This window comes from Micrococcus luteus (assembly GCF_022664405.1).
GTDB lineage: Bacteria > Actinomycetota > Actinomycetes > Actinomycetales > Micrococcaceae > Micrococcus > Micrococcus luteus.
In genome coordinates this window covers 1-12,995 of sequence record NZ_JAKRLB010000022.1, presented here as the reverse complement: position 1 = coordinate 12,995, position 12,995 = coordinate 1, and the positions used below count along the sequence as shown (strand labels likewise).

General features: G+C 74.5%; 14 protein-coding genes. 4 read left to right on the top strand and 10 right to left on the bottom strand.

What is annotated here, in order from left to right:
• Nucleotides 1-27: 27 nt before the first annotated feature.
• From MF605_RS09880 to MF605_RS09860, 5 genes are all read right to left on the bottom strand, one after another.
• Nucleotides 28-1,665 carry an alkaline phosphatase D family protein gene (locus tag MF605_RS09880; RefSeq protein ID WP_052520106.1) on the bottom strand — a complete coding sequence of 546 codons (1,638 nt, stop codon included), beginning with the start codon at nucleotides 1,663-1,665 and terminating at the stop codon, nucleotides 28-30.
• 110 nt (nucleotides 1,666-1,775) lie between these two features.
• Nucleotides 1,776-2,948, bottom strand: a complete 1,173-nt coding sequence (locus MF605_RS09875; protein ID WP_041104960.1) for a cysteine desulfurase family protein — start codon at nucleotides 2,946-2,948, stop codon at nucleotides 1,776-1,778.
• Complete coding sequence (gene nadC, locus MF605_RS09870; protein ID WP_041104958.1) at nucleotides 2,945-3,865, bottom strand: carboxylating nicotinate-nucleotide diphosphorylase; 921 nt, start codon at nucleotides 3,863-3,865, stop codon at nucleotides 2,945-2,947. The genes MF605_RS09875 and nadC overlap by 4 nt, the downstream gene beginning before the upstream one ends.
• Nucleotides 3,862-5,190 (bottom strand): quinolinate synthase NadA, encoded by a 1,329-nt coding sequence (gene nadA / locus MF605_RS09865; protein ID WP_061867051.1) that lies wholly within the window; start codon nucleotides 5,188-5,190, stop codon nucleotides 3,862-3,864. The genes nadC and nadA overlap by 4 nt, the downstream gene beginning before the upstream one ends.
• A 28-nt stretch (nucleotides 5,191-5,218) precedes the next feature.
• Nucleotides 5,219-5,953, bottom strand: a complete 735-nt coding sequence (locus MF605_RS09860) for an NUDIX hydrolase (RefSeq protein ID WP_041104954.1) — start codon at nucleotides 5,951-5,953, stop codon at nucleotides 5,219-5,221.
• A gap of 128 nt (nucleotides 5,954-6,081) precedes the next feature.
• On the opposite strand from MF605_RS09860, the gene MF605_RS09855 reads away from it, so the two are divergent.
• Nucleotides 6,082-6,915 carry an alpha/beta fold hydrolase gene (locus tag MF605_RS09855; protein ID WP_041104952.1) on the top strand — a complete coding sequence of 278 codons (834 nt, stop codon included), beginning with the start codon at nucleotides 6,082-6,084 and terminating at the stop codon, nucleotides 6,913-6,915.
• A 126-nt stretch (nucleotides 6,916-7,041) separates the two neighbouring features.
• Here MF605_RS09855 and MF605_RS09850 read toward each other — a convergent pair whose 3' ends face one another.
• Complete coding sequence (locus MF605_RS09850) at nucleotides 7,042-7,989, bottom strand: DUF808 domain-containing protein (RefSeq protein ID WP_041105414.1); 948 nt, start codon at nucleotides 7,987-7,989, stop codon at nucleotides 7,042-7,044.
• 145 nt (nucleotides 7,990-8,134) lie between these two features.
• Entirely contained in the window at nucleotides 8,135-8,653 is a 519-nt protein-coding gene (locus MF605_RS09845) for a ferritin (protein WP_134416718.1), read from the bottom strand.
• 130 nt (nucleotides 8,654-8,783) lie between these two features.
• Between MF605_RS09845 and MF605_RS09840 the strand changes: the two genes are divergently transcribed.
• Nucleotides 8,784-9,323 carry a PACE efflux transporter gene (locus MF605_RS09840; RefSeq protein ID WP_236601267.1) on the top strand — a complete coding sequence of 180 codons (540 nt, stop codon included), beginning with the start codon at nucleotides 8,784-8,786 and terminating at the stop codon, nucleotides 9,321-9,323.
• Nucleotides 9,324-9,347: 24 nt separating this feature from the next.
• Here MF605_RS09840 and MF605_RS09835 read toward each other — a convergent pair whose 3' ends face one another.
• Nucleotides 9,348-10,250, bottom strand: coding sequence for a patatin-like phospholipase family protein (locus MF605_RS09835; protein ID WP_134416716.1), 903 nt, complete (start codon nucleotides 10,248-10,250; stop codon nucleotides 9,348-9,350).
• Between the two features lie 81 nt (nucleotides 10,251-10,331).
• Between MF605_RS09835 and tpx the strand changes: the two genes are divergently transcribed.
• Both tpx and MF605_RS09825 read left to right on the top strand, forming a co-directional pair.
• Nucleotides 10,332-10,832 (top strand): thiol peroxidase, encoded by a 501-nt coding sequence (tpx, locus tag MF605_RS09830; RefSeq protein WP_049147477.1) that lies wholly within the window; start codon nucleotides 10,332-10,334, stop codon nucleotides 10,830-10,832.
• A gap of 2 nt (nucleotides 10,833-10,834) precedes the next feature.
• On the top strand, nucleotides 10,835-12,016 hold the full coding sequence (locus tag MF605_RS09825) for a S1C family serine protease (protein WP_134416714.1): 1,182 nt from the start codon (nucleotides 10,835-10,837) through the stop codon (nucleotides 12,014-12,016).
• 15 nt (nucleotides 12,017-12,031) lie between these two features.
• Here the strand turns inward: MF605_RS09825 and zupT are convergent, their stop codons facing one another.
• Nucleotides 12,032-12,820, bottom strand: coding sequence for a zinc transporter ZupT (gene zupT / locus MF605_RS09820; RefSeq protein WP_134416712.1), 789 nt, complete (start codon nucleotides 12,818-12,820; stop codon nucleotides 12,032-12,034).
• A 43-nt stretch (nucleotides 12,821-12,863) separates the two neighbouring features.
• Nucleotides 12,864-12,995, bottom strand: a 132-nt coding sequence (locus MF605_RS09815) for an integrase core domain-containing protein (RefSeq protein WP_141843713.1), incomplete at its 5' end; no start/stop codon positions are given.

Here is a 12,995-nt window from a genome sequence, read left to right as displayed (position 1 = left end):
CGGTCACCCGCCGCGTGGCACGGCGGATCAGGCCGCCGTCAGCGTGCGCGAGTAGACCGTCCGGCCGGCGGCGTTGATCAGACGCACCCGGAACTCGCGGCCGTCCTCGGGGATCTCGACGTGGCCGAAGTACTGGTGCTCGCCGGAGCGCGGCGAGCCCATGACCGGCCCGTGCGCCTCGAAGTCCAGGCGCGGGCCGAAGGTGCCGTCCAGCGTGTTCGGGCCGAACGATCCGGCGTTGATGGGGCCGGCCACGAACTCCCAGAACGGCTCGAAGTCGGTGAACGCCGCGCGGTCGGGGGAGTAGTGGTGCGCCGCGCAGTAGTGGACGTCGCCGGTGAGGAACACGACGTTCTTCACGCCGTGGTCCTTGATCGCCTTCAGGAGGCGGGCGATCTCCAGCTCGCGGCCCAGCGGGGCGCCGTCGTCGCCGTTGGACAGGGACTCCTGCCCCGTGCCGTCGGGGACGATCAGGCCCAGAGGCAGGTCGTTGGCGATGACCTTCCACGTGGCGGTCGACGCGCGCAGCCCACGGATGAGCCACTGCAGCTGCTCGTCGCCCAGGATCGGGGTCTCGTGGGTCTCGAGCCCCGGGGTGTTCTCGCCCTTGTGGGTGCGCATGTCCAGGGCGAACACGTCGAGGGTCGCGCCGCGGGGGATCCTGCGGTAGATGCGGGCGGGCTCGAAGCCCGAGCCGCGGCGCAGGGCTGTGGAGTCGGCGATCGGCATGTACTCCTGCCACGCGCGGCGGGCGCGGGCGGCCAGCGTGTCCACGTCACGGACCTGGGTGTAGCGCGGGTCTTCGAGGACCTCACCCGGCCACCAGTTGTTGGTCGTCTCGTGGTCGTCCCACTGGGCGATGACGGGGACGTCCGCGTACAGGGCGCGGAGGTTGTCGTCCATCATGTTGTAGCGGTGGCGGCCGCGGAACTCGTTCAGCGTCTCGGCGACCTTGGACGTCTCCTCCGTGACGAGGTTGCGCCAGGTGGGCTCGCCGGCCACCTCGAGGGTCTCCGGGATGGGGTTGTCCGCGTAGATCGTGTCGCCGGAGTGCAGGAAGAAGTCGGGCATCGTGGCGTGCATCGCCGCGTAGCCGCGCATGCCGCCGATCTCCGGGTTGATGCCGTAGCCCTGCCCCGCGGTGTCCGCGGTCCACACGAAGGACTGGGCGGCGGAGGTCTTCCGGCCGAACCGCGCGCCGGGCGCCGTCGTGAAGCGGGCCACGGCCGACTCGCCCAGGCGGCCGGCCTCGTCCTCGAACGCGTACGTCACCTCGAAGCGGGTGTCGGAGGGCAGCGTGTCCGCGAGGATCTTCGCGGTGTGGTCGGTGGCCCCGTCGACCCAGCCGGAGCGCAGGGTCAGCCCGCGGGCGAAGCGGCCGCGCAGCACCTTCCCGTCCTCGTCGACCGCGCGCAGCGTGGCGTGCAGGCGCGAACGGCCGGACGAGCGCGCCCACAGCACGGCCGAGTTCGAGGTGACGTCGCCGGTGGCGACGCCGGACGGCAGCGTCAGACGGGACGCGACCAGGCCACCGGGGGTGTGGCGGGCCGGACGGGCGGCGGCGGGGCCGGCGAGGGCGGCGGGGGCGAGTACGGCGGCGGACGCCGCGGCGAGCACCGAACGGCGGGAGGCGGAGTGGGACAGGGGTGCGGTGGTCTGCTTCACGGGGCCAGGGTGGGGCACGCAGGCGAGGGACATGTGGCCTCGGGCTGACCCCCGGGTGAACGTCCGACGCCGGCCCCCGGCGGCATCGGGGTCGACCGGCCCGGGGCCGCTCAGCGCAGGGCGGTGACCGTCCGGACGGCGTCGACGATCGCGTCCGCCGCGGCGTCGAGCAGCGGGGCGTCGGCGTCCGGGCCGAACGTGCAGCGCAGGGCCGTGCGGGCCTCGTCCTCGCTGAGGCCCAGCGCGAGCAGGGCCGGGGACGGCTCGGCGTCGTGGGCCGAGCACGCGGACCCCGCCGAGGCCAGCACGCCCCGGCGGGCCGCCTCCTCCAGCACCGACTCGCCGTTCACGCCGGGCAGCACGAACGAGGCGTGACGCGGCAGCCGCCGCGCGGGATGGCCGGTCAGCCGCGCGTCGGGCACGAGCGCCCGGACGCCGTCGAGCACGCGCGCCGCGAACCGGTCCCGCAGCCCGGACCACGCGTCCGCGGCCGCGGTGCGCTCCGCCTCGGCCTCCTCGAAGGCCGCCGCGAACCCGGCGGCACCGGCCACGTTCTGCGTCCCGGACCGCCGGCCCCGCTCCTGGCCGCCACCGGGCACGAGCGGTTCCAGGGCGTGACCCGGGCGCACCCACAGCGCGCCGACCCCCTTGGGCCCGCCGACCTTGTGCCCGGACAGCGCCACGAGATCCGCCCCGAGGGCGCGCACGTCCACCGGGATCTGCCCCGCGGCCTGCACCGCGTCCACGTGCAGCGGCACGCCCGCCTCCCGGGCGACGGCGGCCAGCTCGGCCACCGGCTGCACCGTGCCCACCTCGTTGTGGGCCAGGTGCACGCTGACCAGCGCGGTGTCCGGGCGCAGGCGGGCGGCGAGGTCGTCCGCCGAGGTCAAACCGTCACGGTCCAGCGCGAGGTGCTCGACCTCGACGCCGTGCAGCCGGGCCAGCTGGTCACAGGACTGCCGCACCGCGCTGTGCTCGATCCCCGTGGTCAGCACGTGGCCCGCCGGGCGTCCGGCGAGGATCCGGGCGCGCACCGTGCCGAGCACGGCGAGCGCGTCGGCCTCCGTGCCGCCCGAGGTGAACACGACCTGCCCGGCCCGGGCGCCGATCGCGCGGGCCACCCGCGCGCGGGCGTCCTCGAGCAGGGCCGCCGCCGCCCGGCCGGCCTCGTGCGCCGAGGACGGGTTGCCGTAGACGCCGGTGAGGGCGGGCCACATCGCCTCCAGCGCGCTGCGCCGGACGGGCGCGGTGGCCGCGTGGTCCAGGTCGAGGGTGGTGCTCATCGGCGCGGCGAGCCCTCCTCGACCACGGCGTCCAGGCCCAGGTCCAGGGACTGGACGGTATGGGTCAGTGCTCCCACCGAGATCACGTCCACGCCCGTGGCCGCGATCGCCCCGATCGTCTCGAGGCTCACCCCGCCGGAGGCCTCGACGACGGCGCGGCCCGCCACGAGCTCGACGCCGGCCCGCAGCTCGGCCGGCGAGAAGTTGTCCAGCATGATCGTGTCGACCCCGGCGGCGAGCACCGCCGGGATCTGCTCGAGCCGGTCGACCTCCACCTCCACGTGGGTGGTGTGCGGCAGGCGGGCCATCCCGGCGCGCAGGGCCGCGGTGAGGGCCTCGCCCGGGTCGCCGGCACCGCCGAACCCCAGCGCGGCCAGGTGGTTGTCCTTGAGCATCACGGCATCCGAGAGGCTGAAGCGGTGGTTGTGCCCGCCTCCGTCCCGCACCGCCTGCCGTTCGAGCACGCGCAGACCCGGGGTGGTCTTGCGGGTGTCCACCACCCGCGCGTGCCCGCCGCCGGCGCGCGCGGCGGCCACGTGGGCGGCCGTCGTCGTGGCGATCCCGGACTGCCGTTGGACGAGGTTCAGCGCCACGCGCTCGGCGCGCAGCACCGAGCGGGCGGGGCCCGCGACCTCGGCGACGACGGCGCCGGGGGACAGGTCGGCGCCGTCGGTCAGGTGCAGGGTGACGGACACGGCCGGGTCGACGAGCCGGAAGGCGGCCTCGAGGGCGTTCGTGCCGGAGAGCACCCCGGGCTCGCGGGCCACCACGCGCGCGGTGATCCGGGCCTGCTCCGGGACGAAGGCCTCCGAGGAGACATCACCCCAGGGCGCGTCCTCGGCGAGCGCGGCGGCCACGATCCGCTCCACGTCCGGCTGCGGGGCCGGCGTCGCCGGGGCGCGGTCGGCCGGGGTCACGTCCCGGCCCCGGCGGACTGCGCGGCCGACTGCTTCGGCGCGACGGCCAGCATCCGCTCGAGCGCGGTGCGGGCCGGGTCGGCGACGGACGCGGGCACGGTGATCCGGTTGACCACGCGGCCGGCCACGAGCTCCTCGAGCACCCACGCGAGGTAGCCGGGGTGGATGCGGTACATGGTGGAGCACGGGCAGATCACGGGGTCGAGGCAGAAGATCGTGTGCTCGGGGTGCTGGGCGGCCAGGCGCTGCACGAGGTTGATCTCGGTGCCGATCGCGAAGGTCGAGCCGGCCGGCGCCGCCTGGATCGCCTTGACGATGAAGTCGGTGGACCCGGAGGAGTCCGCGGCCTCCACCACGGGCAGGGGGCACTCGGGGTGCACGATCACCTGGACGTCCGGGTGCTCGGCGCGGGCCTGCTCGATCTGCGCCACGGTGAAGCGGCGGTGCACCGAGCAGAAGCCGTGCCACAGCAGGACCTTCGCGTCCCGCAGGGCGTCCTCGGAGTTCCCGCCCAGCGGCAGGCGGGGGTTCCACGTCGGCATCTGCTCGAGTGGGATCCCCCTGGCGCGGCCCGTGTTCCGGCCCAGGTGCTGGTCCGGGAAGAACAGGACGCGTTGGGCACGCTCGAACGCCCAGTCCAGCACGGCCGAGGCGTTGGAGGACGTGCACACGATGCCGCCGCGCTCGCCGACGAAGCCCTTGAGGGCCGCGGAGGAGTTCATGTAGGTCACGGGCAGCAGGGGCACGCGCCCGTCGTCGTCCGGCTCGGTGCCGTAGACCGCCTCGAGCTGCTCCCACGCGTCCTCGACCGAGTCCAGGTCGGCCATGTCCGCCATGGAGCAGCCGGCGGCGAGGTTGGGCAGGATGACGGCCTGGTCCGGGGTGGAGAGAAGGTCCGCGGTCTCCGCCATGAAGTGCACGCCGCAGAACACGATCGCCTCCGCCTCGGGCCGGCCCTGGGAGGCCCGCGCGAGCTGGAAGGAGTCGCCCACGAAGTCGCCGTGCTGGACGACCTCGTCGCGCTGGTAGAAGTGGCCCAGCACGACGACGCGTTCGCCGAGCGTCTGCCGCGCCGCGCTGATCCGGGCGTGGAGCTCCTCGTCGGAGGCCCGCTGGTACTCCTCGGGGATGCGGCCCTGCACGGGGGCGTCGGCCGGGACGGCGTCGTCCTGCGATGCGCCGGGGCCGTAGGCGGGCAGGCCGGCGTCGAACGCCCAGGGGCCGCGGGTCAGGTCGGGGGAGCACGAGGAGCCGCGCGCGGCGTCCTTGTCGATCAGGGTCAGGGTGCGGGCCACCGAGGCGGTGGTCCCGGTCGGGGTGGTCATGGGTGACTCCTGGGTCGGGGCTGGTGGGTCAGCGGCGGGCGTCCGGCCCGGCGGGATCGGGGTCGGTCCCGGGCCCGGCGGGCCGGTAGCGGTAGAGCTTGGGCGGGCGGTGCGGGGTGCCGCCGCGGACCTCGCCGGTCTCCTCGAGGGCCCCGGCGGCGAGGGTGGCGCGGCGGAAGTTGGCGGCGTCGAGGCCGCGGCCGAGGACGGCCTCGTGCACGGCGCGCAGCTCGGCAAGGGTGAAGGAGGGCCCCAGCAGCGCGTGCCCGACGCCGGCTCGCGGCAGGTCCGCGCGCAGACGCGCCACGGCCGCCGCCAGGATCTGGGCGTGGTCGAACGCCAGCGCGGGCGGCGCGTCGGCCCGGTGCCAGCGCACATGGACCCCGATGGGCAGCCCGGCCACGTCCGGGTCCGGGCGGGACGCCGGGGCGGCGCCGTCGTCGTCCAGGACGGGGCTGAGCGCCCAGTGGGCCACCGTGAGGACGCGTCCGGTGGGGGAACGGTCCACGGCGCCGAACGCCGCCAGCTGCTCGAGGCGACGGACGGGACCGGGCACGCACTCGGCGGCCACGCGTGCGGCGACGTCGGCCAGCTCCTCGTCCGCGCCGAGCCACGCGCCCGGCAGCGCCCACCGGTCCAGGAACGGCTCGCGCATCCGCGGGACGAGGGCGACGCAGAGGCGGGGCACGCCGTGCGGGTCCGGGCGCACGCCGAAGACGGCCGTGGACACGGCGACGCTGACGCGGGCCTCAGCGACGGGCATGGGACCTCCCGGAGTGGACTGGCGGGGCTGTTCTGGTCAGTATGACACTGTTCCCGCCCATCTCAGAGGGTCAAGATGACTGGAAGTCGGGGGAGGCGCCGGTCCGGTCCCGCGCTAGCCTGAGTCGGGTGAACACGACCGCCGCCTCCGCCCTGTCCGACGCACCCCTGGCCTCCACCCGCATCGGGGAGGGCTCGCGCCGCGTCGCGTTCCTGCATGGCCTCATGGGCCGCGGCCGGAACTTCACCGGCCCGGCCAAGGAGCTGGGGGACGACTTCACGGTGGAGCTGATCGATCTGCCGGACCACGGCGCCTCGCCCTGGACGGACCGGGTGGACTACCGCGAGATCGCGGACCGGGTGGCTGCCCACCTGCGGGGCGGTCTCGCCGCCGACGGGCCGGTCCACCTGCTGGGCCACTCGATGGGCGGCAAGGTCGCGATGGTGCTCGCCCTGCGGCACCCGGAGCTCGTGGACCGGCTGATCGTGGAGGACATCTCCCCGCGGCTCTCACCGCAGGCCACGGACGAGTTCGTGCACCTGCTGGGCACCATGCTGCGCATGGACCTGGACGCGTACGACTCGCGGGCCGAGGCCGACGCGGCCATGGCCGAGCACGTCCACGACGCGCGGGTGCGCGGCTTCCTGCTGCAGAACCTGCGGCGCGCGGCCGGCCACTTCGCGTGGCAGCCCAACGTGGCCATGCTCTTCGAGCACCTGCGGGAGATCGGCTCGTTCCCGGACCCGGTGGTCCCCGAGGACCCGGCGCGCGTGTTCGACCATCCGGTCCTGTGGCTGGCCGGCGCCGAGTCGGACTACGTCCAGGACGAGGACGTGCCGCGGATGAAGGAGCTGTTCCCGCGCGTCGTGCGCGTGACCGTCCGTGACGCCGGCCACTGGCTGCACGCCGACCAGCCCGAGGCCTTCGTCTCCGCGGTGCGCACCTTCCTCACCGCCGACTGACGGGGCCCGTCGGGAGACGGAGACAGCGCCGAGGCCCGCAGACGCGCCGCTACGTTCCGTGCGTAGCGGCGCGTCTGCGGGCCTCGGCGTCGGGCGCGGGTGGGAGTAGACCCGTCAGCCGCCGCATCAGTGGGCGGGCGCGGCCTTCTTCCCGCGCAGGCGTCCGACGAGCAGGACCACCCCGAGCGCGACCGAGCCCCAGAGCAGGCCCCACACAGCCGACGTCGCAGTCTCCGTGAGCCAGCCGAGGAACGCGCCGGCGGCGTGTGTGACGGGCTCGACGATCCCGTGCTGCACGGCGTAGGGCCACGGCACGCCCAGTGCGTCCAGCTCCACGAGGGCGATGTGGCCGCCCACCCAGAGCATCGCCACGGTGCCGATGACGGTCACCACGCGCAGCACGTGCGGCATGGCCTTGACCAGCCCGGCGCCGAACGAGCGGCCGCCGGAGGTCGAGGCGTTCTGGTGCAGGTGCAGGCCGACGTCGTCCATCTTCACGATCAGCCCCACGGCCCCATACACGCCCACGGTGATGAGGACGGCCACCACCGCCAGGACCGCCGCCTGCATCCAGAAGCCCAGGTCGGCCACCTCGTTCATGGAGATGACCATGATCTCCAGGGACAGGATGAAGTCCGTGGTGATGGCCCCGCGCACCACGGTGTCCTCGGCCTCCGGACCCCGCTCGACGGCGGGCTCCTCGTCGTCGGCATGCCCGTGGCCGGTGAGCTTGCCCCACACCTTGTGCGCGCCCTCATAGGACAGGTAGGTGCCGCCGGCCAGCAGCAGCCACGGCAGGATCCAGGGGGCGAGCCAGTCGAGCAGCAGCAGGGCGGGCAGGATGAACACGAGCTTGTTGCGCAGGGAGCCCTTGGTGATCCGCCAGATCATCGGCAGCTCGCGGGCCGCGGCTGCGCCGGCCATGTACTGCGGGGTCACCGCGGCGTCGTCGACCACCACACCCGCCGCCTTGGCCGCGGCGCGTCCCGCCCCTGCGGCCACGTCGTCCACGCTCGCGGCGGCGAGGCGGGCGAGGGCGGCGACGTCGTCGAGCAGGGCTACGAGTCCGACCATGGTTCCTCCTGGGGTGGGTCCGACGGGCGCGCCGGTGCGCGGGCAGGGCGCAGGTTGAGCATAGCGGCGAGGACGGACACGCACCGGCCCGGCCCCGTGGGGGACCGGGCCGGTGCGCGCGCGGCCGACGAGGCCGCCGGTGGGCTCAGGCGTCGTTCTCGGTGGTCTCCACAGGACGGGAGCCCAGGCGGCCGTCGATGCGGAGCAGGCCCGAGCCGTCGTCGCCGACGAGCTCGAGCTGGCCCACGATCTCGGAGACGGTGGCCTCCTCCTCGATCTGCTCGTCCAGGAACCAGTTCAGCAGCGGGCGCGAGTTGAGGTCGCCCGCGGACTCGGTGGCCCGGTACAGCTCGCGGATCGCCTCGGAGACCTTCTGCTCGTGCGCGAGCGCGGCCCGGAAGATCTCCAGGGCCGACAGGCCGGCCTGCACGGGCGGGGCCGGGATGGCGCCGATCGTCGGGAAGCTGTCCCGGTCGGCGACGTGGTCGATGAACTTGTTCGCGTGGACGATCTCCTCGTCCGCCTGGTGCCGCAGCCACGAGGCCATCCCGGACAGGTCCAGGTCGTCGGCGGCGATCGCGAGCTGGCGGTAGACCATGGACGCCTCGAACTCGAGGGTGATCTGGTCGTTGAACTTCTGCAGCAGGTCATCGGTGAGCTTCATGCCTCGAACTCTAGGCAGGCGGCCGGGGCGCGGTGAAGGCGCGCCCGCCCCGTGGCCGAGGCACGACGACGGCGGGCGGCCGGTTCCGCCGGATTCGGCGCCCCGCGGCCCCGGCCCTAGGCTGGGCGCCGTGTCCGAGACCCGCCGCGCCCGCCCGGGCGTCGACCCCGCGTCGACGCCGCCCTTCGACGTGCCGCGGGGCCCGGGGGGCCGGGACGCCCTCGTGCGCCGCCGCGTGTTCCGGACGCCCCTGCTGCGCCGCGTGGTCTACGCGGTGGTCTTCGAGCTGCTCGCCATCCTCTTCACCACCGTGATCCTGGCGGCGCTCGGCAACGGCGGTGGGCCCTCGCTCGCCGTGGCGGTCGTGTCCTCGACCGTGGCCCTGCTGTGGAACATCGTGTTCAACTCGGTGTTCGAGACCCTCGAACGCCGCCTCGGGATCACGGGCCGGCCCTGGTGGGTGCGCGTGGCCCACGCCGTCGGCTTCGAGGGCGGGCTGATCGTGTTCCTCGTGCCCGCGGTGGCGCTGATCCTCGGCGTCGGGCTGGGGGAGGCGTTCCTCATCGAGGCCGGCCTGCTCGTGTTCTTCCTCGTCTACGCCGCGGTGTACGCCTACGCGTTCGACTCGGTGTTCGGCCTGCCGGACTCGGCCGCCCGCGCCGAGGCCTGACCCGCCGATCGGATCAGGCGCGGCTCAACGGGACGCCGGCAGCCCCAGGAACGCGCGGATCGCCGGCATCTCGCGGCGCACCTGGTCCAGGCCGAGCTCGTGGGCGGCGGCCAGCTTGGCCACGGACCGCTCGCCGTTGGCGATGGGCATGGTCTCGGGCGCGAACAGATAGGCCCGTCCCTGCCGCTCCATCTCGAACAGGCGCTCGCGGGTCGCGTTGTACCGGCGCCAGCGCGTGAGCAGGGCGTCCGCGACGGCGGGGTAGCGCCGGAAGGTGCGCTGGTAGAACGAGGGGAACCGTTCGGGCCGTTTCACGTACCCGCGCTCCCGGGTCAGGACCACGAGGACCTTCTTGAACCCCGCGTCCTCCGCCGCGGTCAGGGGGATCCCGCCGTCCACGCCGAGGGCGCCGTCCACGAACACGGTGCCCTCGGCATGCACCGGGGGCATGAGGACCGGCATCGTGGACGACGCGCGGACGCGGACCATCAGGTCGGTCAGGGTGGTCATGTCGGAGCGGTCCCACCAGCGGGTCTCGCCGCTCGCGGCGTCGAACCCGCCCAGGACGAGCCGGGCGGGGTTCGCGCGGAACGCGGCGAAGTCGTAGGGCAGGTCCGCCTCGGGCAGGCCGGCGTGCTCATAGATGTACTCGGCGTTGAAGAGGCCCTTGCCGCGCAGGAAGCTCAGCCAGTTGCCGAACCGAGGATCGTCGGCGAAGTCCACGAACGAGCGCCGCGCACGGGCCGGGTCGCGGGACAGGTAGTTCACGGCGTTGGACGAGCCCGCCGAGATGCCGGCCACGAAGTCCACGTGGATCCGCTCGCGCAGCAGCTCCGCCACCACGGCCGAGGTGAGCGCGGCGCGCATCCCCCCGCCCTCGAACAGCAGCGCCGTGTCGGTGACGTTGGACGTCATGGGCTCGGTCATGGTCGGTCCCTCCGTGTTCGCCGTCCGCCGAGCAGGGCGCGGGGCGCTCCCGTCCGGCCGCGCCCATCCTAGGCTGTCCCCATGGCGACGACCCACATGAAGAGCACCCCCGTCCACACCGTCGGTGGGCTGCCCCAGGTGGGTGCCCCCGCCCCCGACTTCACCCTCACCGGGGCGGACCTGTCCCCGGTGACCCTGCGGGAGCTGCGCGGCCGTCGCGTGATCCTGAACATCTTCCCGTCCCTGGACACCGGCGTGTGCGCCGCCTCCGTCCGCGAGTTCGACTCCCGCGTCGCGGACCTCGGGGACACCACCGTCGTGGCCGTGTCCGCGGACCTGCCGTTCGCCGCCGCGCGCTTCTGCTCGGTCGAGGGCATCGACCACGTCCGCAGCGGCTCTGTGTTCCGCTCGTCGTTCGGCGACGACTACGGCGTGCGCATGACCGACGGTCCGCTCGAGGGCCTGCTGGCCCGCGCCGTCGTCGTGGTCGATGCCGACGGCGTGGTCCGTCATGCCCAGCTCGTCCCCGAGATCTCCGAGGAGCCGGACTACGAGGCCGCCTTGGCGGCCGCCCGGGGCTGAGCGTGACGCCGCCGGGCTGGCCGCCGCGCGCACGACGCTCGCCCCTGGCGTTTGTCATCGCGCTGTTCGGCGTACTCGGGGCGCTGGTCCTGGCCGGGGGCCTCACCGCGCTCCTCGCCGGCCGGATGGTCGACGTCGCCGCGGACTCCACCCCGACCGTGCCCGCCGCCGAGGCCCCCGCCCGGGAGGCGGGCGCGCTCGCGGCGGGCCTGACCCACATCCACGACGGCGTGACGGTGGACTGGTCCGCATCGGCCCACGACGGCTCGTCCCTGGACCCGGGCCAGCCGGTCGCGGACGCCCCGGGCATCCTCCTCGTGGAGACCGCCCTCGGCGCCCGCACCGGCACGGGGACCGGCATGGTGCTCTCCCCGGACGGGCTGGCGGTGACCAACTACCACGTGGTCGAGGACTCCTCTGAGGTGCACGTGGTGGTCGCGGACACCGGCGCGCGGCACACGGCCACGGTGCTCGGGCGCGATGCCGAGCACGACATCGCGGTGCTCGACGTCGAGGGCGTCTCAGACCTGCCGGTGGCCAGCGTCTCGCTGGACCCGATGCGGCGCGGGGACCAGGTGGCCGCCGTCGGCAACGGCGGGGGCCAGGGCTATCTGACGGCCGTGCGCGGCACCGTGCTCGGCACGGACCGCTCGATCATGGCCGCGGCCGAGGGCACCGATCAGTACGCGCGCCTGTCCGGCCTGATCCAGACGGACGCGGACGTCGTGCCCGGCTACTCCGGCGGCCCGGTGGTGGACGACGCCGGCCAGGTGGTCGGCGTGACCGTGGCGGCCAGCGACGGGACCACCGCAGACGAGGTGGACGGCTTCGCGATCCCGCTGGAGGTGGCCTTCGACGTGGTGGATCAGGTCCTCTCGGGCGAGGAGACGGACACCGTGAGCATCGGCGCGGACGGCGCCCTGGGCATCATGGTCGGCGCGGATCCCGACGTCGGCGTCGTGGTCATGCAGGTGGACGCGGGCTCGGCGGCCGAGCAGATCGGCCTGGTCGAGGGCGATGTCATCCTCGAGATCGAGGGGCGGCCCGTCGGCGACAACGCCTCCCGGATGTCCCGCCTGGTCAACGACCACAACGTGGGGGACCGGATCACCGTCCAGTGGCGCACCGCCGACGGCGAGGTGCGCGAGGCCGAGGCGGTCCTGCAGCCGGCCCTCGTGAACTGACCGGCCCCCCGGCGCTCAGGAGAGCAGGTCCAGTGAGAGGGCCATCGCGGCCACGCCCAGCAGCACGCCGCCCAGCGCCGCGGCGCGGCCCCCGGCCGCCCGGGCGGCGGGCAGCAGCGCGTCGAGGCTCACGGTCACCATCACGCCCGCCACGGCCGCGAAGACGGCGGCCACGAGCGCGGGCGTGAGGAACGGGGCCAGCAGCAGCCAGCCGATCAGCGCGCCCAGCGGCTCCGCGATCCCCGTGAACGCGGCCCACGCGAAGGCCTTGCGCCGCGACCCGGTGGCCTGCCGCACGGGCACGGCCACGGCCACGCCCTCCGGCACGTTGTGCACGGCCATCGCGACGGCCAGCGCGAGGCCCACCGACGGATCCTGCAGAGCGCCGGCGAAGGTGACGAAGCCCTCCGGCAGATTGTGCAGGCCGATCGCCAGGGCCGTCACCGTGCCCAGGCGCAGCATCCGCCGCCGGTCCAGGCCGGCCTGGTCGTCGACGTCGTCCGGCATCTCCGAGACGGGGTCGGGGACGGCGCGCTCGAGCAGCACGTAGGCGCCTGCGCCGAGGGTCAGGGCGGCCACCGCGACGGCGGTCGCCGCGGGGCCGACCGCCCCGCCCAGCCCCTCGACGGAGGCCGGCAGCATCTCCAGGAAGGAGACCGCGAGCATGACGCCCGCGGCGAGGCCGAGGGCGGCCCCCAGCCCGCGGCCCGAGGGCTCGCGTCCGACGATCGCCAGGACGCCGCCCAGCACCGTGGCCAGCCCGGCGAACGTCGTGAGAGCGAGCGCGATCCAGAACGGGTCCACGGGGGAGTGCCTCCTGACGGGCGGCGGGCGGGGTGCGACCATCCTAGGTGTAAGAGGTCATGACGTTGTTGACTCGGGCCGGGGCCAACGAGGCCGGAGGGGCGTCCCCGCAGGAGGTATGAGGCCGATGGTAGTTGTAGTGGTTCACCCACACCGCCAGGGCCTCACGCCGAGC